Origin of the sequence: Herbaspirillum sp. GCM10030257, assembly GCF_042666555.1 — a bacterium.
Lineage (GTDB): Bacteria > Pseudomonadota > Gammaproteobacteria > Burkholderiales > Burkholderiaceae_D > Noviherbaspirillum.
The window spans coordinates 78,003-98,033 of the sequence record NZ_JBHTDH010000016.1; the positions used below are offsets into that span (position 1 = coordinate 78,003).

Genomic DNA, 20,031 nt, shown 5'->3' on the forward strand with positions numbered 1-20,031 from the left:
ACAGCCATGCCGCACAACTTCAGAAACAGGGCAGGCGCATTGCTTGCCGCCTTTGCTTCACTCGTCGCGGGAAGTGCCCTGGCCGAGTCCAATATGGACGCGGGCAAGAAGCTGTTCAACCAGACTGCGGTCCCCGCTTGCGCGGTCTGTCACACGTTGGAGCACGCCGGGGCGCAGGGTGCTATCGGCCCCAATCTGGATGAACTCAGACCCGATGCATCACGCGTGGAAAAAGCCTTGCGCAATGGGATCGGACAGATGCCGGCGTTCAAGGGATTAAGTGAAGAACAGATCGGCACGCTGGCGAAGTATGTGGCAACGGCCACCGGGGCGTCGAAATGATGTTCTGATGTCGGCAGGGGAAGCGTCGGTTTGCTTCTCCGCCACAACCGGCGGACGCCTGTCGTCTCAGCGTCACCCTGTCAGGACTGGCTGCAGCTTCAGTCCTGCTTCTTCAAGCTTGGGTATGTAATCCATCAATTGGTCCACCGATTTGCGCGCGACCGGCGCATGACAGGCGACCGCCGCAAGGATGCGGCCGTCGGCGGCACAAATGGGGACGGCAACAGCGACCATGCCGAGCACGAATTCCTGATCGTCGATCCCGATGCCGCGTTTTGCAATGCGATTCAGTTCCGCCTCCAAGAGCGCCGGATCGGTGATGGTTTTCGGCGTCAGCCGTTTCAGAGGCATCATCGACAAAAGCCTGCGCTGTTCCAGCAGCGTCAAGCGCGAGAGAAACAGCTTGCCGCTAGCAGTGCAATGGATTGGCGCCCGCGTTCCCGGCAATAAGTGAAGGCGTAGCGGTTCGTCAGTCTCGACGCGATCGACATATACCACCACATTGCCTTCCTGCATGGTCAGGTTACAGGTCTCTCCCGTTAAACCCACCAGCTTGCCGAGCGTCGCACGGCAGGAGCGGACGAACGCATTGTTGCGCAAGGCCGTCACCGCCAGATTGTTTGCCGCAGCGCCGGGTACATAGCCGCGATCAACCGAGGTGCGCAGGACATAACCGTGCCGCTCCAGGCTGTCCAGCGTGCGCATCATCGTCGCCTTCGGAACCTGCATGCGAAACGCCAGCTGCGACAGTGTCATCGGTTGACTGGCGCTCGCCAGATGCTCGATCAGGCGTAGCACGCGCAAGCCGCGCGCATCTTCGCCCCGCGAGTCGGTCGGGTCGTGATTTTGAAACAGTTCATCCATTTTCTGTTTCATTTTCCGAGGCTGGGCGAAATATTCATTGAATCGTGATCACGGGAGTCTTATTAATTGAAACATACGGTTCCAAAATATTCAAATGTATTGAAAAAATAGTTGGGCAAATAACCGCGATGGCGGTTTAGTGGACCGAAGTCATGCACCGTCCAGAAGGAGACAAGAACAATGTCGCGTAGTGTCGATTACATCGTGGTGGGCGCCGGATCAGCCGGTTGCGTGCTCGCCAACAGGTTGTCAGAGGATCCGACCACCACCGTGTTGCTGCTTGAAGCGGGAGGGAAGGATAGCAATCCCTGGATCCATATTCCGGTCGGCTACTTCAAGACCATGCATGATCCGAATCTCGATTGGTGTTACGTCACGGAGGCCGATGCCGGCATCGCGGGGCGCAAGCTGCAATGGCCGCGCGGAAAAGTCCTTGGCGGCTCCAGTTCCCTGAACGGTTTGCTGTATGTGCGCGGCCAGAAGGAGGACTACGACCGATGGGCAGAGCTAGGCAATCCCGGCTGGAGCTACAAGGAAATACTGCCTTACTTTAAGAAGTCGGAAGACCAGGAGCGTGGCGCCAGCGAGTATCACGGCGTCGGCGGACCGCTGAAGGTATCCGATTTGCGTTTGCGGCGGCGGATCGCCGATTGCTTTATTGAGGGCGCCAAGGACATCGGTATTCCGTTTAACGAGGACTACAACGGCGCGACGCAAGAAGGTGTCGGCTATTTCCAGCAAACCGCGAGCAAGGGCCTGCGCTGGAGCACGGCAAAAGGCTTCCTGCGGCCCGCCAGGAGACGTCCGAACCTGCAGGTGATCACCCGGGCGCAGACCATGCGCGTGCTATTTGAAGGCAAGAAGGCGACAGGCGTTGAATATCGTCACGACGGCCGCCTGCACCGCGTTATGTGCAACAAGGAAGTCATCCTGAGCGCCGGCGCGATCGGTTCGCCCCAGATACTGCAATGCTCCGGCGTAGGCCCGCGTGCGCTGTTGCAAAGTGTCGGCGTGCCGCTGGTGCATGATTTGCCGGGGGTAGGCCAGAATTTGCAGGATCACCTGCAAATCCGCCTGGTGTTCAAGACCCGCCTGAAAACCCTTAACGACGAGGTCAACAGCCTGGTTCACAAGCTGTGGATCGGCATGCAGTATGTATTCGGCCGTTGCGGCCCATTGACGCTGGCCGCCAGCCAGGTTGCCATTTTCACCAAGTCCAACCCGACGGTCGATAGGCCGGACATTCAGTTTCATATGCAGCCGCTGAGCGCCGATAAACCGGGCGAAGGTGCGCACAGGTTTTCCGCTTTTACGTCGTCGGTATGCCAGTTGCGTCCGTACAGCCGCGGCCATGTGTCGATCAAGTCGGCAGACCCCCTCGCATACCCCGGCATCTATCCGAATTACCTGTCGGATGAACGCGATCAGGCGGTGGCGGTCGATGCCATCCGTGTCGCCCGGCGGATCGCCGCGGCGCCGTCCCTCGCGCCGCATATCGTCTCCGAATTCGTGCCCGGGGCGCAGTACCAGACCGATGCAGAGTTGCTGGATGCGGCGCGGCGTTTCAGCCAGTCGATCTATCACCCCAGCGGGACCTGCAAGATGGGGCACGATCCCATGGCCGTGGTGGACCACCGTTTACGCGTGCACGGTATTGCCGGCCTGCGTGTCGTCGATGCGTCGATCATGCCGGAACTTGTGTCGGGTAATACGAATGCGCCCACCATCATGATCGCCGAAAAAGCGGCCGACATGATCATTGCCGACGCCAGGCAGATCATGCGGGCGGGCTCAGCGTCTCAATCGCAACAAGAGTTCCCACAAGAGCATAAAGAATATGGGGTAGGAGCGTAAGAGCGCCGATCAAGGCTCTACTGCGTAACGCTAGGTGTTCGAAGAACAGGAGTTCACAAGCAGGTGATTTGGCTGTGCCGCACCGGGGTCGTCCCGGTGGGGATGGGTTTTCATATATTTAAAACAGATAGGAGACAACATGTCCAATCAGCCCAACAAGGTAAAAGAATTACGGCGCGTCGTGATGGCAAGCGTCATCGGCGCGACCATCGAATGGTACGACTTCTTCCTGTATGGCGTCGTTGCCGGTATCGTCTTCAACAAGCTGTATTTTCCGGGTAGCGATCCGCTGGTGTCGACCATGCTGGCCTATGGCACCTTTGCCGTCGGCTTCCTGTCGCGACCGCTGGGCGGTGTCATCTTCGGCCATTTCGGCGACAAGATCGGCCGCAAGAGCATGCTCGTCATGACCTTGATGATCATGGGCGTGTCCACGTTTCTGATCGGGGTATTGCCGACCTATGAGCAGATCGGCATCTGGGCGCCAATCCTGTTGCTGCTGATGCGAATATTTCAGGGCATCGGCCTGGGTGGAGAATGGGGCGGCGCGGTATTGATGGCCTATGAATACGCGCCGCAAAAGGATCGCGGGTTTTATGCCAGCCTGCCGCAGATTGGCCTGGCGATCGGCTTGTGCCTGGCATCCGGCGTGGTGGCGCTGCTGTCCTACAGTCTGACCGACGCTCAATTCCTGTCCTGGGGCTGGCGCGTTGCTTTCATCATGTCGGCAGCCCTGGTCTTCATCGGTATGTGGATTCGCCTGAACGTGATGGAAACACCGGAGTTCCGTGCCGTGAAAGAGCACAATGCTGAAACGCAGATCCCGTTTTTCGACATGATCAAGCGTTACCCGGGCAATGTGTTGAAGGGGATGGCTGCGCGTTATATCGACGGCGTGTTCTTCAACATCTTCGGCGTGTTTTCGATTACCTATCTGACGACCACGATCAAGATCGACCGGACCCAGGCATTGATCGGCGTGATGGCGGCAGCGATCGTCATGTGCTTCTTCATCCCTCTCTTTGGGCGCATGTCTGACCGGCTCGGCCGTACCAAGGTATTTTTCTGGGGCGCGCTGATTACCGGTTTTTCATCGCTGCCGGCATTCTGGCTGATGTTGAACAATGCCGATAACATCCTGGTGCTGTGGCTCTCGATTGTGATTCCGTTCGGCATCCTGTATGCGTCAGTCTACGGTCCGGAGGCGGCGCTGTTTTGCGATCTGTTCGATGCCAAAGTGCGTTACACCGGCATTTCATTCGTCTATCAGTTTTCGGGAATCTTCGCCAGCGGCCTGACGCCGATCATCGCGACATATTTGCTGAAGACCGGCGGCGGCGCGCCATGGCATATCGTTGGCTATGTCATATTTGCGGGTGTGGTATCGGCGGTCGCTGCACTCTTGATCGGCCGGGGTGATGCGAGCAATGTCGACCAGTTGCGTCGCGTGCCCTTGCCGCAATCGCGTTAGTAGTCGGGCGCACGCCGATGTTCGGGTTGCGCATGGAATGCGCCCTAACCCTTCCCCTTGCAGGGGGAGGGTTAGGGCGCCCGGCGTAGGGTGGGGGTAATGAGGTAAATCATCGTAGTCATATGCTCGACCTTACTAGCCTGCGCGGCCCGCCCCATCCCAACCGTCCCCTGCAAGGGGGAAGGAGCCGTACGCAGCGCTGCTCAAACGCAACCAGAAAACAAGGCGTGTCTGACCATTAGTGAGGACGCGCGCCGGCATCAATACCGGCGGCGTCCGCCAATCAATTGCGCGATGCTGGAAAACAGCTCGTTGTTGAGCGACTGCGGCAACTCGGTGGCCAGGCTGCGTCGGTAGTATGTGCTGAGATCGAGGCCTACACCCAGTCCGCAGATTTCCACGTCGCCGTGCAGTTCATGCCGCGCTACCACTTCCTTCAGATGGCTGGCCAGATAGAACTCGTCATTAGCAAGCGTGGTTGCGGTATCCATCGGGCAGCCGTCAGAGATGACGACCAGAATACGCCTTTTTTCAGCCCGGCCCTGCATGCGCCTGCATGCCCACTCGACCGCCTCCCCGTCGATACCTTCGCGATACAGGTCGGCCTTCAGCAAGGCCGCGATGTCCGGCCGTGCGCGACGCCATGGATGATCGGCGTCCTTAAAGACCATATGAAACAGTTCGTTGAGCCTCCCGGGGTTTTTCGGAGACCGCGCGCGTGTCCAGTCACGCTGCGCCCGTCCGCCGTTCCAGGCGCCGGTGGTGAAACCGAGCACTTCGGTAGATACGCCTGCTTGTTCCAGCGCACGTACCAGCACGTCGATCATGATCGCGACGGGCTCCGCATGCGCCTTCATCGAGCCTGAACAATCGATCAGGAAGCTCACCAGGCAGTCGGCATGCGGCTTATGCTGTTCCTTGCGGAACAGTCGTCGTTCGGCCGGCGAACTGACCAGCTGCGTCAGCCGTCTGCCATCAAGATAGCCTTCTTCTTCACCGAATGCCCAGCCGTCGCGCCGCGGCGTCGACAGCAGCGCCTTCAATTCGCGTACCAGGCGCGCGCGATTGATGCCATGCTCGGCGATCTTGCGGTCGAGCCGGTCGCGGTATTCCTCAAGCAGTTCGCGGCGCACCAGCGAACGTGCAAATTCTTGCCGATCGTACTGCGTGGTGAACACGTTATAACCATGTTCCGAATCCAGGAACGCCTTACTTTGGCCGAGCGGTGCGGATGCGGTCGTGCCGGCGTCCTCGCTGTCGAAGTTCAGGAGCAGACGGAAGATCGCCGTGCGGCTCTTGTCCGGCTCATCCTCGCGTACCTCGCCCTCCAGTGCGCCACTTGTGCGAATCATGCCACCCACAACGGAGGCGATGGCACAGGCATGAGCGAGGTACCGCGCCTGGTCTGTGCGATACCGGCGCAGGCCGGCGAGATGATCGCCGAGCACCGGCACGATGGCCGCGCGGGTGGCCTCGATGAAGTCTTCCGCATGTTCCGGCACCGGCCGGGCATGCAGGCGCGACCAGCAGATTTGGAACAGGGTATAGAGCAGGATGCCGACTTCACTCTCGGCCACGCCCGAAAGATGAAAGGCTTGCGACCATGCGATGAAGCGGTAGCGCAGGTTGTCGCCGATACCGGGCATGCTGTCGGGTGCTAGCGACTCCACGCGTAGTTGTTCCAGCATTTCCACGATCAGGCGTTCGATCGGTTCGGAAGGGCGGGACTGTGCGTGCAGTTGTGCATCGCTGTATTGCAGGCGCAGTGCGATGCTGTCCGCCGTTCCGCGAAACGAGGGAAAGTCGTCATGTTCCGGATCGGGATGCAGATGCGGTGCGTGTACCGGCAGCGGGCGCTGTCCCCGATGCAGCCGCCGGCCGCGATACTGTACGTCCTTCTCGCCGCTCAAGGCACGAACTACACTCGCGCACAACTCGTCGGCTTTTTGCTGCCTGCGGGTGTAGCGCGGCGGCTGGCTCATGGCAAGGCCCGCAATTCGCAGAGGAAGGATTCCAGCAGTTCCGCGCCGAAGCAGCGTTGATAGTATTCCGCGACGATGCTGCGCTCGCTTTCATCGCACTTGTTCAGGAAAGACAGGCGGAACGCGAGGGCGGTATCACCGAATATCTCGCAATTCTCCGCCCAGGTGATGACTGTGCGCGGCGACATCAGGCAGGACAGGTCGCCGGCGGCAAATCCCTTGCGCGTCAGGTCAGCCAAGGCCACCATCGATGCCACCAGCTGGCGGCCGCGGTCACCGGCCAGCGCGGGTACGCGCGCCTGCACGATGGCGATTTCCTCGTCGGCCGGCAGATAATTCAACGTTGCCACGATATTCCAGCGGTCGATCTGCGCATGATTGAGCAATTGCGTACCGTGATACATGCCGTTGAGATTACCCAATCCAATCGTGTTCGAGGTGGTGAATAGGCGGAAGCAGGGATGCGGATGGATCACGCGGTTCTGATCGAGCAGCGTAAACTTACCATCACGCTCGAGGATGCGCTGGATCACGAACATGACGTCGGGCCGCCCGGCATCATATTCGTCAAAGACCAGCGCGACGGGTCGTTGCAGCGCCCAGGGCACGATGCCTTCCTGGAACTCGGTCACCTGCTTTTCATCGCGCAGCACGATGGTGTCCTTGCCGACCAAGTCCAGACGGCTGATATGGCCGTCGAGATTGACGCGTATGCAAGGCCAGTTGAGACGGGCCGCGACCTGTTCGATATGTGTTGACTTGCCAGTGCCGTGCAAGCCTTGCACCATCACGCGACGGTTGCGGGTGAAACCGGCCAGGATGGCCAGCGTGACGTCCGGGTTGAAGCGGTATGCGCTGTCGATTTCCGGCACATGGTCGTCGCGTTGTTCGAAGGCCGGCACCATCATGTCGATATCGATGCCGAACTGCTCGCGGACCGACAGCATGCGCGTCGGTTGGGTAGGGAGTGTATCTGTCACGGTGGGTCTCCTGGCGCCGGGCGCCTGCATTCTTCAATTCACGAATTTAGGTGCCGGTCTTGGCATGATGTTGCGTACTTTGCGCTGTCTCGGATTCGACCGCGGCAAGCGCTTGGGCGGCGCGCTGCAGGGCGGGCAGGAAATGCAATGCCTTGTCGTGCGTGAGCCGCATGATCGGCGCCTGGATGGCGACCGCAAGATTCGAGCGCCCGGCCGGATTGGGCACCAGCACCGCGACACACAGCAGACCGGGCAAGAATTCCTCATCGTCCAGCGCATAGCCATTGCGACGCACTATCTCCAGTTCCTTTTCCAGCTTGGCCGGATCGGTTTCGGTTTTGTTGGTGTAGCGGGTCAGCGGCATGTGCGCGAGCAGGCGACGGCGCTGTGACGGCGTGAGTTGCGCCAGGAACAGCTTGCCGCTGGAAGAGCAGTGCGCTGGCACGCGGGAGCCGGGATGCAGGTAGAAGCGCAGCGGTGCGGCAGTTTCGACGCGGTCCAGATAGACCACTTCGCTGCCGGTGAACGCGGTCAGGTTGCAGCTTTCGCCGACTTCTTCCACCAGCTGGCGCAGGATGATGCGGCGCGCGCCGTGGAAAGTGTTGTTGATCAGAATGTTCGATGCCAGCTGGCGCAAACGCACACCGGTGCTGTAGTGACGGCCATCGCTCTCGCGCTGGAGCACGCCGACATTCTCAAGCTGCTGCAGCATCCGGTGCAACGTCGGTTTGGGTAATCCGGTTTCCTCTACCAGTTGTTGCAGGGTAAAGGGCTGGTCCTTTTCTGCGATGACTTCCAGCAGCGAAAACAGCCGCATCGTCGGCGTGTCGCCTTCGATCTTTTCAGGTTCGGATTTGGGTAAGGAAATCATGTCCATAGCGACCTCATTAGGGGTGAATTTCATTTTCAAGTGAAAATTGTACCGTTTTTTGAAAAAGAATTTGACATTTCTTTTTTGTGGCCGTAAATTCTGTTCAAACACGTTTATCGGAACGTTTTGTACCGATTTCATGAATTTAACGCACAGGAGACTGCCATGCCCGACCAAGCCCCTTCTTCCCGCCTGCCCGCCGCACCGGCCACCCCCGCGGCTACCGGCCCGCAAAAGATGACCCCGTCCGAAGCCTTCGTCGAAACCATGGCCGCCAACGGCGTCACCGACATCTTCGGCATCATGGGCTCGGCCTTCATGGATGCGATGGATATCTTTGCCCCGGCCGGCATTCGCCTGATTCCGGTGGTGCATGAACAGGGCGCCGGCCACATGGCCGACGGCTATTCGCGCGTGTCGGGCCGGCATGGCGTGGTGATCGGCCAGAACGGTCCGGGCATCAGCAATTGCGTCACCGCCATTGCCGCGGCGTACTGGGCGCACAGCCCGGTGGTGATCGTCACGCCCGAGACCGGCACCATGACCATGGGCCTGGGCGGCTTCCAGGAAGCCAATCAATTGCCGATGTTCGAGGAATTCACCAAGTACCAGGGGCACGTCACCCATCCGGCCCGCATGGCCGAATACACCGGGCGCTGCTTTGACCGGGCGATGTCGGAAATGGGCCCGACCCAGTTGAATATTCCGCGCGATTATTTCTATGGCGAAATCAAGACCGAGATTCCGCAGCCAAGCCGGCTCGACCGCGGCCCCGGCGGCGAACACAGCCTCAATGAAGCGGCCGAGTTGCTGGCGCAGGCCAAGTTCCCGGTGATCATTTCCGGTGGCGGCGTGGTGATGGCCGATGCGGTCGAAGAGTGCAAGGCGCTGGCCGAGCGGCTGGGCGCGCCGGTGGTCAACAGTTATTTGCACAATGACTCGTTCCCGGCCAGCCATCCGCTGTGGTGCGGCCCGCTCGGCTACCAGGGCTCGAAGGCGGCGATGAAACTGATTGCACGCGCCGACGTGGTGCTGGCACTGGGCTCGCGGCTGGGCCCGTTCGGCACCTTGCCGCAGCATGGGATGGATTACTGGCCGAAGAATGCCAAGATCATCCAGATCGATGCCGACCACAAGATGCTGGGACTGGTGAAAAAGATTTCAGTGGGCATTTGCGGCGATGCCAAGGCGGCGGCCGTGGCCTTGACGCAGCGGCTGGCCGGCAAGACGCTGGTGTGCGACGGCAGCCGCAGTGCGCGGGCGGCCGAGATTGCCGAAGAAAAGGCGGCGTGGGAAAAGGAGCTGGACAACTGGACCCATGAGACCGACCCGTTCAGCCTGGACATGATTGCCGAACAGGAGCAGGAGCCGGGCAATTACCTGCATCCGCGCCAGGTGTTGCGCGAGCTGGAAAAGGCGATGCCGGCCGATGTGATGGTATCGACCGATATCGGCAACATCAATTCGGTGGCCAACAGTTATCTGCGCTTTGAAAAGCCGCGCAGCTTTTTTGCGGCGATGAGCTTTGGCAATTGTGGTTATGCGTTCCCGACCATCATTGGCGCCAAGGTGGCGGCACCGCACCGGCCGGCGATTGCGTATGCGGGCGATGGCGCCTGGGGCATGAGCCTGATGGAAACGATGACGTGCGTGCGGCACAACATACCGGTGACGGCGGTGGTGTTCCATAACCGGCAATGGGGTGCGGAAAAGAAGAACCAGGTCGATTTCTACAACCGGCGCTTTGTGGCGGGGGAGCTGGACAACCAGAGCTTTGCCGAGATTGGTCGGGCGATGGGGGCCGAAGGGATCCGGGTGGACCGGCTGGAAGATGTGGGGCCGGCGTTGAAGAAGGCGATCGACTTGCAGATGAACCATGGCAAGACGACGATTGTGGAAATCATGTGCACGCGTGAACTGGGCGATCCGTTCCGCCGCGATGCGCTGTCCAAGCCAGTGCGCTTCCTCGATAAATACAAGGATTACGTCTGACGACGACAGGCCTTAAGCACAGACATGCGGGCAGCCTTGCTTTAAAGGAGCAGGCTGTCACCGGTTTAATTTAATAAGCCGCCACGGTGCTGTGGAGAGATATTTCGAAAAAAGGCGTGTTTAGTACCGATTTCAGAAAAAACGTATTGACATGTACAAAGCGGAAGCTTAAATTCCATTCAATATCGGAATTCGGAACGATTTGTATCAAAAGTAGTTTTGGAGACTAAAACAATGATCGAGCCAGCATCCATGACCAACGCCGTAAGCGTGGAATTCCTTCAAGCCTTTAGTGACGCATGGAATCGTCATGACATCGAGGCCCTCATGACTTTTATGGCGGACGACTGCGAATTCCACGCGGTAGCCGGTCCCGACGTACTTGGCAAGAGCTTCATTGGCCGCGACCAGGTGCGCGCCGGATTCCAGCTGGCGTGGCAGACCTTTCCCGACGCGGCATGGCGCAATCCCCGCCATTTCGTTGTCGGCGACAACGGCGTGTCCGAGTCCACTTTTAGCGGCACCAAAGCGGACGGCACGCGTATCGAAGCACGCATGGTCGATATATTCACCTTCCGGGACGGCAAGATCGCGGTCAAGAACGCGTTCCGCAAGGATCGTCCGCCGGTCACAACAGGCAGCAATTGAGCGGCATTCACAGCGCGACTGCCACAGGAGACGAACATGACTACCACCGCCGCCAAGCTGCTAGCGACTGAAGACCGCACCACGGCGCCATCAAGGCCCTATGATCCGGCCTACGATCCCCTGGTCTCGGACACACCGGGACAGGGCAGGGACTATGCCCCTACCTACTGGATCGGTACTGCAGGAGAGCCGCCCGCGGACGACGGTCCCATTACGCATGACATCGATGTCGATGTCGCGATCATTGGCTCGGGATTCACCGGCCTGACCTGCGCCATTTTCCTCGCGCAGGAACATGGCATCAAGGCCACCGTGCTGGAAGCCAATCGCGTCAGCTGGGGATGCAGCACGCGCAACGGCGGGCAGGCGCAGTGCGCCTCGGGCCGCCTCAAGCGCTCGCAGTGGATCACTCGCTACGGCCTGGATGTGGCGTTGAAACTGCATGCCGAAGTCTGCGAAGGCATGGAAACCTTCAAGGAAATCACCAAAGACATCGCCTGCGATCCACAGCCAGGCGGTCACTTGTATATCGCCCACCGCCCGGAAGTCATGCCGGTGCTGGAAAAGGAAGCGAAGATCCTGCGTGAGGTGTTCAAGTACAACGCGCGTATCTTTGACGCCGAAACAGTCAAGCGCGACTATGTCGATGACAAGGAAGCTGCCGGCGCCATGCACGAGCCGGAGGGCATCGGCATCCATGCGGGCAAGCTGGCATTCGGCTATCTGAAAAAGGCCCGCGCGCTCGGCGTTAAGGTGCATCCATCCAGCCCGGTACAAGGATGGGAAACACGCAACGGTATCCACTATCTGCGCACGCCCGGCGGCGTCGTACGTGCACGCTCGGTGGCGGTCGCCACCGGCGGCTATACCTCGCAGGGACTGCATCCGCAGCTGAAAAACCGCCTGATGCCCATCCTGTCGAATTCGATCGTGACACGCCCGCTGACCCAGGCCGAGATCGAAGCGTGCAACTTCCGCACCACGCAGGTCATCACCGATACCCGCATCCTGCGTCATTACTACCGGCTGATGCCCGACGGACGCGTGCAAATCGGCAGCCGCAGCGCCATTACCGGCACCGATGCACCGGAAAAGAAGTACGAGAATTTCCTCATCCGTGATTTGTACCGCAAGTTCCCGGCGCTCACGGGCATACAGATCGATTATTCCTGGTGGGGATGGGTCGATGTTAGCCACGACATGATGCCGCGCATCGTCCAGCCCGATCCGACGCAGACGATTTATTACGCGCTGGGCTACGGCGGCAATGGCGTGATGTATTCGGCGCAGGCCGGACGCCGCATGGCTGAGCGCATCGCCGGAAAGCAGACGGGTCCCAATCTGCCTATCTTCGAATCGCGGCTGCCTTTCCCGAACATGATGGAAATGGTCGAGTCGCCGCTGTTCGCGCCGTTCCGCCGTATCGGCCAGCGTTTCCTGTACCGCTGGTATCACATGAAAGACGAGGTGCTTTAAACGCCGGCTGGCTTGTGCCGGATGGCTGCGCGGCAGCCGGGAGCGTTCACCCGGTTGCCGGTCCAAGCCGAGGCTTCACCAAGAAACAGAACATAAAAACGAACGATGGACAGTCGCCGGTGACGGCGGCGTCCGAAGAAGGCTGGCGCAGACCGGCCGGCAGCCAAAGCGCAAGCATATGCGCTGCTGCCAATGCATGAAGTCGATTTTCAGAAGTAGGGCGTGCTGGAAGCGGTGCCCGGCTCTTTCCGGAGCCGTCCTGGAATGAAGAACCTTTTTGTATGACAACGACATTGGAGTAGAGACATGATCAGCATCCTCAGTATCTTCCGCCGTACCCTCCGTCCCGCCGCAGCATTGCTAGTGGCGGCCGCAGCCAGCACATCCTGGGCTCAACAAAAGGAAGTCACGATCGCCTATCAGGAGATCAATGGCCCCTTCCTCGTTGCCATCGCCAGCGGTGAAATCGAAAAAACCACCGGCTACAAAATCAACTGGCGCAAGTTCGATTCCGGCGCCAAGGTCGCCACCGGCATGGCCTCCGGTGACGTGCATATCGGCGTGATCGGATCCAGCCCCTTGACCGCCGCAGTCAGCCGCGGTGTCGATCTCCAGTTGTTCTGGATCGTCGACGACATCAACGAAGCCGAAGCCATGGTCGCGCGCAACGGCTCCGGCATCGCCAAGCCGGCCGATCTGAAAGGCAAGAAGATCGGCGTGCCTTTCGTCTCCACCACCCATTTCCACACCATGTACGCGCTCGAACTCTGGGGCGTAAAGCCGACCGAAGTGAAGTTGCTCAACATGCAGCCGAACCAGATCGCTGCCGCCTGGGAACGCGGCGACATCGATGCCGCTTTCGTCTGGGACCCGGCACTGAGCAAGATCAAGCAGAACGGCAAGGTCATGGTCACGTCCGGCGAACTGAGCAAGAAAGGCCGCGCCACCTTCGACGGCATGGCGGTCGAGCGCAAATGGGGTGAAGCCAACGCCGACTTCATGGCGAAATTCGTCAAGGTGCTGGCCGCAGCCGATGCCGACTACCGCAGCAATCCCAAAGCATGGACCATCGACTCGCCGCAGGTGAAGGCGAACGTGAAGCTTTCCGGTGCCGAGGCCAAGGATGTTGCTGCATCGGTTGCGCTGTACGCCTATCCCTCGCTGGAAGACCAGGCTTCGCCAGCATGGCTTGGCGGTGGTGCCAATGGCGGTGTCGCCAAGGCATTGCAGGCGACCGCTCAGTTCCTCAAGGCCGAAGGCAAGATCGATGCCGTTGCCAAGGATTATGGACACTATGTCACTTCCCGCTATGTGGAAGCGGCAATGAAACTGAAGTAATCGCTGTCGCACGGAGGCCGCAGCCGCAGGCAATGCGATGCCCTGCGGCCTTACGATGCTGTCGAGGAAATGAGGACACCATGGAAAATCTCTACGTAAAAGACGTCAGCGTGATCTACCCCGGCAAGACTGCGGGCGAACGAGTTCACGCGCTGAACAATATCAACCTGACCATCAACAGCGGCGATTTCGTCGTCGCGCTCGGCGCCTCCGGCTGCGGTAAGACCACCTTGCTGAGCCTGATGGCCGGTTTCATCAGTCCCAGCAAGGGCGAGATCCTGTTGGGCAGTCGCAAGATCGAAGGTCCCGGCGCTGATCGTGGCGTGGTGTTCCAAAAGCATGCGCTGCTGCCCTGGCTGAATGTGATCGACAATGTCGAATTCGGCCTCAAGCTGCAAGGTGTGGCCAAAGCGCAGCGACGCGAGATCGCCACCAAAAACCTGGCACTCGTCGGCCTCAAGGATTTTCACAAGCACATGATCTACCAGCTATCCGGCGGCATGCAACAGCGCGTAGGCATTGCCCGTGCGCTGACCTGCGGCCCGTCGATGCTGCTGATGGATGAACCGATGGCCGCGCTCGATGCGCTCACCCGCGAAACCATTCAGGAATTGCTGCTGGATATCTGGAAGAAATCGAAAACGATGTTCTTCTTTATTACGCATAGCGTCGATGAAGCCCTGTTCCTGGCCAACCGCCTGATCGTGATGTCTCCGCGTCCTGGCCGCATTACCCATACCTATGAACTCGATTTCAACAAACGCTTCCTGGAGTGCCGCGACGCGCGCGCCGTCAAGTCGAGTCCGGACTTCATCAAGATGCGGGAAACCGTACTGAACATCATTTACGGCGACGAACGCGCGGTTTCGAGCAAAGAAGGAGCGGAATATGCATAGCCAAGTCAAAGTTCAGGCAGGACTGCAAAAGCAGGCAAGCGCGCCCCCGGGCATGTTCTCGCGCATGTTTGCCAAGCGCAGCGCGCAGCCCGGTGAAGCCTTCGGTGCGCCGGGGCAGGGAAGCGCCAGCACCATCGCCACGGTGACAGTCGTGGTGGTACTGGCCTTATGGTTCGTAGTCACGGCGACTGGCATGGTGAAGCCTTTGTTCCTGCCCTCGCCAAAAGCGGTGTTCGACAAGTTCATTCTTGCCGTCAACGAGGGCTTTGGCGGATCCACCTTGCTGGAACATACGACCACCAGCCTGGCACGGGTCTTCGGCGCTTTTGCTCTGGCCTGCGCGCTCGCCATACCGATCGGCATCCTGATGGGGGTGAGCCGCTTCGCTCGCGGCATCTTCGATCCGCTGATCGAGTTCTACCGGCCGTTGCCGCCATTGGCCTACCTGCCGCTGGTGATCATCTGGTTCGGGATCGGTGAGTTCTCCAAGGTCTACCTGATCTTCCTGGCGATCTTTGCGCCGATGGCAATTGCCGCCCGCGCTGGCGTGCGTTCGGTATCGATAGAACAGATTCACGCTGCGTACTCGATGGGCGCCACGCGCCTGCAAGTGATCCGTCATGTCATCCTGAAGGCCGCCATTCCGGAAATTTTTACCGGTATGCGTATCGGTATCGGCGTGGGCTGGACCACGCTGGTGGCGGGCGAAATGGTGGCATCGACCCGCGGGCTGGGTTACATGGTGCTGAGCGCATCGGAATTCCTGGCCAGCGATGTCGTCATCATGGGCATCATCGTGATCGGCTTCTTCGCGTTTGCGTTCGACCTGCTCATGCGTTATCTCGAGAACGCCCTGGTGCCATGGAAGGGCAAGGTGTGAAGCTCGACGAAAGGCCGTTCCTGCGCCACAAGCGGCGGGAATAGTCTCTCACTCGTTGCGGTTGCCGGAGCAGACATCATGTCTGCTCCCGAGCAACTGCATTCCCCAAAATTTCATGGCAACGACCGCTTCATGCAAGGCTCCTGCAACGGCACGCCTGCGCATCGATTTCATCTCCAACATTCATATCTGAACGAAGCCAAGGGCAATGAAAGCAGTTTCAAGAAGCTAGCCCACGAGCCTGTTCACTGCTATGCCAATGACAGGAGTTCCGTCCTGTACAGCCCAAAGATAATGCGTGCCGATGCACAGTTCGGCAATTTCAAGCTGATTGTAGCGGCCATGATGGCACGCGGCTGCAGCTCTTTTTTCTACTCGGAAAAACTATTTGGATCATTCGTTTTTATTAGGAAAGTACATGTCTTAAATTTTTTGAATAGATATTGACGCTGCCTTTTTGGTCGCGTAAATTGAATCAAGTCTCTATTTTTGGAACGCCTTGTATCAGATATAGAGAAACGAAAAATGAATAGCTGGCATATCGACAAGATCATCGTAACGACCGATATGTCACCGCAGTACAGGAGACAGCACAGCATGATTACCGAGAAAGACCAATCCGGCGGCTTGCAGCACGGCCTCAAGCAGCGCCATATGACCATGATTGCGATAGGAGGCGTCATCGGCGCCGGCCTGTTTGTCGGCAGCGGCGTCGTCGCCAAGGCCGCCGGACCCGCAGTCATCCTGTCCTTTTTGCTGACCGGCGCCTTGGTCGTGCTGATCATGCGCATGCTGGGCGAACTGGCATCCTCGATGCCGGTCATCGGTTCGTTTTATGAATACGCCAGAGTGGCATTTGAAGACCGGCCCAAGGTGTCACAATTCCTCGGCTTCATGAGCGGCTGGATGTACTGGTACTTCTGGGTGGTGGTCGTCGCGCTGGAAGCCATTGCCGGCGCAAAGCTCATCAACTTCTGGCTGCCTGACCTGGCGCCGTGGGTCATCAGCCTCGGCCTGTTGGTGATGATGACCTTGCTCAACATGTTTTCCGTGAAGTCGTTCGGCGAATTCGAATTCTGGTTCGCATCGATCAAGGTCGTAGCCATTATCGTCTTCCTCGGACTGGGTGTGTTGTTCCTGACCGGCATGCTGCCCAACAGCGTACCGGGCCTGGGCCATTTCCTCAGCGCTGGCGGCTTCCTACCCAATGGCTGGGCGCCTGTACTCAGCGGCGCGGTCGCCGCGACGGCCTTCTATTCCGGTGCGGAGATCGTCACCATCGCCGCCGCCGAAACCGCCGATCCGGCAAAGGCGGTTGCAAAGGCAACCAATTCGGTAATCTACCGCGTGTTGTTTTTCTATGTGGCATCGCTGTTCGTCATCGTCTGCATCGTGCCCTGGAATTCCGACGCGATCACCACGCCCTTTGTCAGTGCGCTGGAAACAATGAACATCCCGTATGCGTCGCACATCATGAATGCGATCATCCTGACGGCGGTCTTGTCGGCACTGAACTCCAGCCTGTACGCCTCGTCGCGCATGATCTTTGCGCTGACACGTCGCGGCGACGCACCGACCAGCCTGGTCAAGCTCAGCAGAAACGGCGTGCCGGTGCGCGCGATCCTGTTCAGCACCTTGTTTGCGTATGCCGCGATCGGCGTGTCCTATGTGTCGGCCGACGTAGTGTTCCCATTTATCGTCAATTCCTATGGCACGCTAATCCTGTTCGTCTACCTGCTGATCGCAGTGTCGCAATTGCGCATTCGTGCTCGTCTCGAACGAGAAAGCCCGGAGCGCATCAAGGTTCGCATGTGGCTGTTTCCTTATCTCACTTATTTCGCCATCGGCGCGATGCTGCTCATTCTCGGCGCGATGAGTGTGTCACCCGATGCCGAGCAGCGCTTGTCGTTCTGGTTTGGCCTAGGCAGCGTTGGGGTGTTGATGGTGCTCTATGTGCTGACACAAAAGATGCGCAAGATCGATCCCAGCGCCTTTGCTGTCCGCCCGGCTCCGGTCGATCAATCGCAGCTTGGCATCTGATTTTCCGGGGAAAGCAGGGATAATCCTTATCCAACACAGAAAGGGACGGGGTTGAAGGCGAATGTGTGTGCCTTCAACCCCGTCCCTTTTGTTTTTTGTTACGTCAGCGTGATTGCTGCATTTATACCAATCCCAACTCATGACATACCTTCAGTGGCGGCCACGTCCGCCCAACGACGGTTTGCATACTGACCGGATGGCGTCTTATCTGCGTAGAAGCGTCATTCTTCCCCCTCGCCAGAAGGTCAGCGTTGTATCGTTGCAGCCGCTGCAATGCCTCTTGCGTCAAGCTTTGCGCCGCTTGAGCAAGACCTCATCCTCCTCAAAACTCTGAAGCGCCAGGCGTGGCCCAGTGACCCATGGGACTGGTATTACTCGTCGACGATACGGTCCGCTGATACCGCGGCATCGAATAGCGTAACAAAGTCACGTGTCGCGGTGAGCGGATCCTTCGCCAGATAAATGCTGCTAATGACGGCGACCATGTCTGCGCCGGCAGCAAGCAGCGGCCTTGCATTCTCCGCTGTCATGCCGCCGATGACAGCCAGCGGCAGCGTGATTTGTGCCTTTGCCTGGTTGACGATGCCTGGTGACGTGGTGACAGGATAATTCTTCACGGGTGAAGGATAGAAGCCGCCGAAGGCCACGTAGCTTGCGCCCGCTTGCCAGGCTTGGCGCGCAATTTCGAGATCGCCATAGCAGGTCGCGCCAATGATCTTGTCATTGCCGATGGCCGAGCGGATGGCAGCAACCGGCGTATCGGCGGCGCCGACATGTACGCCGTCGGCATCGAGTTCGACGCAAAGTTTGACGAAGTCATTGACGATGAAAGGACGGACATAGCGGCGGCACAACGCCTGCAATTGCACGGCCTGCTCGTAGCGCAGTGCCGCGTCGGCAGTCTTGTTGCGATACTGCACGAGCGATGCGCCGCCAGCCAATGCCTGTTCGGTGATATCGATCAATTTCGCCGTATCGTGCCAGTCCGGCGTCACCAGATACAAGCCTCTCATGTCGCGCGTCCTGCCATCGGTGAAGACGGCGCTGCGGCAAAGCGTTTTGGCATGCGCCCAGCCAGATAGGCATCGCGTCCGGCCTCAACGGCGAGTTTCATGGCGCGTGCCATGCGGATCGGGTCCTTGGCGCCGGCAATGGCGGTATTCATCAGTACGGCGTCGCAGCCAAGTTCCATCGCAATGGTCGCATCCGATGCGGTGCCGATGCCGGCGTCGACCAACACCGGGATCGTTGATTGTTCGATGATCAGCGACAGATTCCACGGATTAAGGATGCCCATGCCTGAACCGATCAGCGAAGCCAGCGGCATCACCGCGACACAGCCTATGCTTTCCAAAATCCTTGCCTGGATCGGATCGTCGCTGCAATAGGCCATTACATCGAAGCCATCCCGGACCAGTATCTCCGCTGCTTTCAGTGTTTCGGGCATGTTGGGAAAAAGTGTCTTTTCATCGCCCAGCACTTCCAGCTTGGCCAGCTTGTGCCCGCCAAGCAGCTCGCGTGCAAGCTTCAGCGTGTAGACCGCATCCTTGGCGTTGTAGCAACCGCCGGTATTGGGAAGAATCGTGTAGCGCGACGGCGGCACGTAATCGAGCAGGTTGGGCTCGTCGGCGGCCTGGCCGATATTGACGCGACGGATCGTGACGGTGACGATGTCCGTGCCACTGGCTTCAATGGCGGTGCGCGTTTCTTCCAGGTCGCGATATCGGCCGGTGCCGACCAGGAGCCGTGAACGATAGGTTTTGCCGGCGATGGTGAAGCCATCATGCGCCGCACTGCTTTGGGTCTCTTGATGAGATGTCATGTTTGTTTCCGTTTCAGATTAGGTACATTGCATCAATCTCTGTCGACAATTCCCGCTAGCCGCCGCCAATGGCGTGCACGATCTCGACACGGTCGTGTGGCTGCAGTAAATGCAGTTCCCACTGATGGTGCGGAACGATGTTGCGATTAATCGCAACGGCTAAGCCTTTGCCCTGCAAACCGAAGGAGACGATCAGGTCCTGCACGCTGCAGGGAGCCGTGACCGGATGCGCTTTTCCATTCAAGTCGATTTCCATGTTGTGCTCCTTTGCCCTTACTGCTTGCGATAGATTTCCGCGCCGCTCTTGACGAACTCGACGGCCTTGACTTCCATGCCCTTCTTCAGCGCCTGTTCGTCGGAGATGCCCTGGCTGGCCGCGTAGTCACGCACATCCTGGGTAATCTTCATCGAGCAGAAATGCGGGCCGCACATCGAGCAGAAATGCGCAACCTTGGCCGAATCCTTCGGCAGCGTCTCGTCGTGGAATTCCCGCGCCTTGTCCGGGTCGAGACCGATGTTGAACTGGTCTTCCCAGCGGAATTCGAAACGTGCTTTCGACAAGGCATTGTCGCGGA

The 20,031-nt window shown here is 58.9% G+C and carries 19 protein-coding genes; 11 read left to right on the forward strand and 8 right to left on the reverse strand.

Going from position 1 to position 20,031, the window contains the following annotated elements:
- Window positions 1-6 precede the first annotated feature (6 nt).
- Window positions 7-342, forward strand: a complete 336-nt coding sequence (locus ACFQUU_RS20975; RefSeq protein WP_382250064.1) for a c-type cytochrome — start codon at window positions 7-9, stop codon at window positions 340-342.
- Window positions 343-414: 72 nt separating this feature from the next.
- Here the strand turns inward: ACFQUU_RS20975 and ACFQUU_RS20980 are convergent, their stop codons facing one another.
- Window positions 415-1,206 (reverse strand): IclR family transcriptional regulator, encoded by a 792-nt coding sequence (locus ACFQUU_RS20980; RefSeq protein WP_382250065.1) that lies wholly within the window; start codon window positions 1,204-1,206, stop codon window positions 415-417.
- 180 nt (window positions 1,207-1,386) lie between these two features.
- Between ACFQUU_RS20980 and ACFQUU_RS20985 the strand changes: the two genes are divergently transcribed.
- Window positions 1,387-3,060: a GMC family oxidoreductase gene (locus tag ACFQUU_RS20985; RefSeq protein WP_382250066.1), complete on the forward strand. Its 1,674-nt coding sequence runs from the start codon at window positions 1,387-1,389 to the stop codon at window positions 3,058-3,060.
- A gap of 139 nt (window positions 3,061-3,199) precedes the next feature.
- A complete protein-coding gene (locus ACFQUU_RS20990; RefSeq protein WP_382250067.1) occupies window positions 3,200-4,531 on the forward strand; it encodes an MFS transporter in 1,332 nt (443 codons plus the stop codon).
- 260 nt (window positions 4,532-4,791) lie between these two features.
- Here the strand turns inward: ACFQUU_RS20990 and ACFQUU_RS20995 are convergent, their stop codons facing one another.
- Genes ACFQUU_RS20995 through ACFQUU_RS21005 form a run of 3 tightly spaced genes read right to left on the reverse strand, consistent with a single transcriptional unit; the run spans window position 4,792 to window position 8,370 of the window.
- Entirely contained in the window at window positions 4,792-6,513 is a 1,722-nt protein-coding gene (locus ACFQUU_RS20995; protein ID WP_382250068.1) for a cobalt chelatase, read from the reverse strand.
- Window positions 6,510-7,493, reverse strand: a complete 984-nt coding sequence (locus ACFQUU_RS21000; RefSeq protein ID WP_382250069.1) for an AAA family ATPase — start codon at window positions 7,491-7,493, stop codon at window positions 6,510-6,512. The genes ACFQUU_RS20995 and ACFQUU_RS21000 overlap by 4 nt, the downstream gene beginning before the upstream one ends.
- Before the next feature lie 46 nt (window positions 7,494-7,539).
- A complete protein-coding gene (locus ACFQUU_RS21005; RefSeq protein WP_382250070.1) occupies window positions 7,540-8,370 on the reverse strand; it encodes an IclR family transcriptional regulator in 831 nt (276 codons plus the stop codon).
- Window positions 8,371-8,529: 159 nt separating this feature from the next.
- Between ACFQUU_RS21005 and xsc the strand changes: the two genes are divergently transcribed.
- The 8 genes from xsc (at window position 8,530) to ACFQUU_RS21045 (ending at window position 17,634) form a co-directional block, all read left to right on the forward strand.
- A complete protein-coding gene (xsc, locus tag ACFQUU_RS21010) occupies window positions 8,530-10,356 on the forward strand; it encodes a sulfoacetaldehyde acetyltransferase (protein ID WP_382250061.1) in 1,827 nt (608 codons plus the stop codon).
- A 234-nt stretch (window positions 10,357-10,590) separates the two neighbouring features.
- On the forward strand, window positions 10,591-11,004 hold the full coding sequence (locus tag ACFQUU_RS21015; protein WP_382250071.1) for a nuclear transport factor 2 family protein: 414 nt from the start codon (window positions 10,591-10,593) through the stop codon (window positions 11,002-11,004).
- A gap of 36 nt (window positions 11,005-11,040) precedes the next feature.
- Complete coding sequence (locus ACFQUU_RS21020; protein WP_382250072.1) at window positions 11,041-12,480, forward strand: NAD(P)/FAD-dependent oxidoreductase; 1,440 nt, start codon at window positions 11,041-11,043, stop codon at window positions 12,478-12,480.
- Window positions 12,481-12,786: 306 nt separating this feature from the next.
- Window positions 12,787-13,818, forward strand: a complete 1,032-nt coding sequence (gene tauA, locus ACFQUU_RS21025) for a taurine ABC transporter substrate-binding protein (RefSeq protein WP_382250073.1) — start codon at window positions 12,787-12,789, stop codon at window positions 13,816-13,818.
- Between the two features lie 80 nt (window positions 13,819-13,898).
- Complete coding sequence (locus tag ACFQUU_RS21030; RefSeq protein WP_382250074.1) at window positions 13,899-14,714, forward strand: taurine ABC transporter ATP-binding protein; 816 nt, start codon at window positions 13,899-13,901, stop codon at window positions 14,712-14,714.
- A 52-nt stretch (window positions 14,715-14,766) separates the two neighbouring features.
- Window positions 14,767-15,594 (forward strand): ABC transporter permease subunit, encoded by an 828-nt coding sequence (locus ACFQUU_RS21035; protein ID WP_382250085.1) that lies wholly within the window; start codon window positions 14,767-14,769, stop codon window positions 15,592-15,594.
- A gap of 78 nt (window positions 15,595-15,672) precedes the next feature.
- Window positions 15,673-16,041, forward strand: a complete 369-nt coding sequence (locus tag ACFQUU_RS21040) for a hypothetical protein (RefSeq protein WP_382250075.1) — start codon at window positions 15,673-15,675, stop codon at window positions 16,039-16,041.
- A 150-nt stretch (window positions 16,042-16,191) separates the two neighbouring features.
- A complete protein-coding gene (locus ACFQUU_RS21045) occupies window positions 16,192-17,634 on the forward strand; it encodes an amino acid permease (protein WP_382250086.1) in 1,443 nt (480 codons plus the stop codon).
- Between the two features lie 371 nt (window positions 17,635-18,005).
- Here ACFQUU_RS21045 and thiE read toward each other — a convergent pair whose 3' ends face one another.
- The 4 genes from thiE to ACFQUU_RS21065 all read right to left on the reverse strand — a co-directional run.
- Window positions 18,006-18,647: a thiamine phosphate synthase gene (thiE, locus tag ACFQUU_RS21050; RefSeq protein WP_382250076.1), complete on the reverse strand. Its 642-nt coding sequence runs from the start codon at window positions 18,645-18,647 to the stop codon at window positions 18,006-18,008.
- Complete coding sequence (locus tag ACFQUU_RS21055) at window positions 18,644-19,456, reverse strand: thiazole synthase (RefSeq protein ID WP_382250077.1); 813 nt, start codon at window positions 19,454-19,456, stop codon at window positions 18,644-18,646. The genes thiE and ACFQUU_RS21055 overlap by 4 nt, the downstream gene beginning before the upstream one ends.
- A 55-nt stretch (window positions 19,457-19,511) precedes the next feature.
- Window positions 19,512-19,712: a sulfur carrier protein ThiS gene (gene thiS, locus ACFQUU_RS21060; protein WP_382250078.1), complete on the reverse strand. Its 201-nt coding sequence runs from the start codon at window positions 19,710-19,712 to the stop codon at window positions 19,512-19,514.
- 17 nt (window positions 19,713-19,729) lie between these two features.
- The coding region (locus tag ACFQUU_RS21065) for a phosphomethylpyrimidine synthase ThiC (protein WP_382250079.1) at window positions 19,730-20,031 on the reverse strand (302 nt) is incomplete at its 5' end.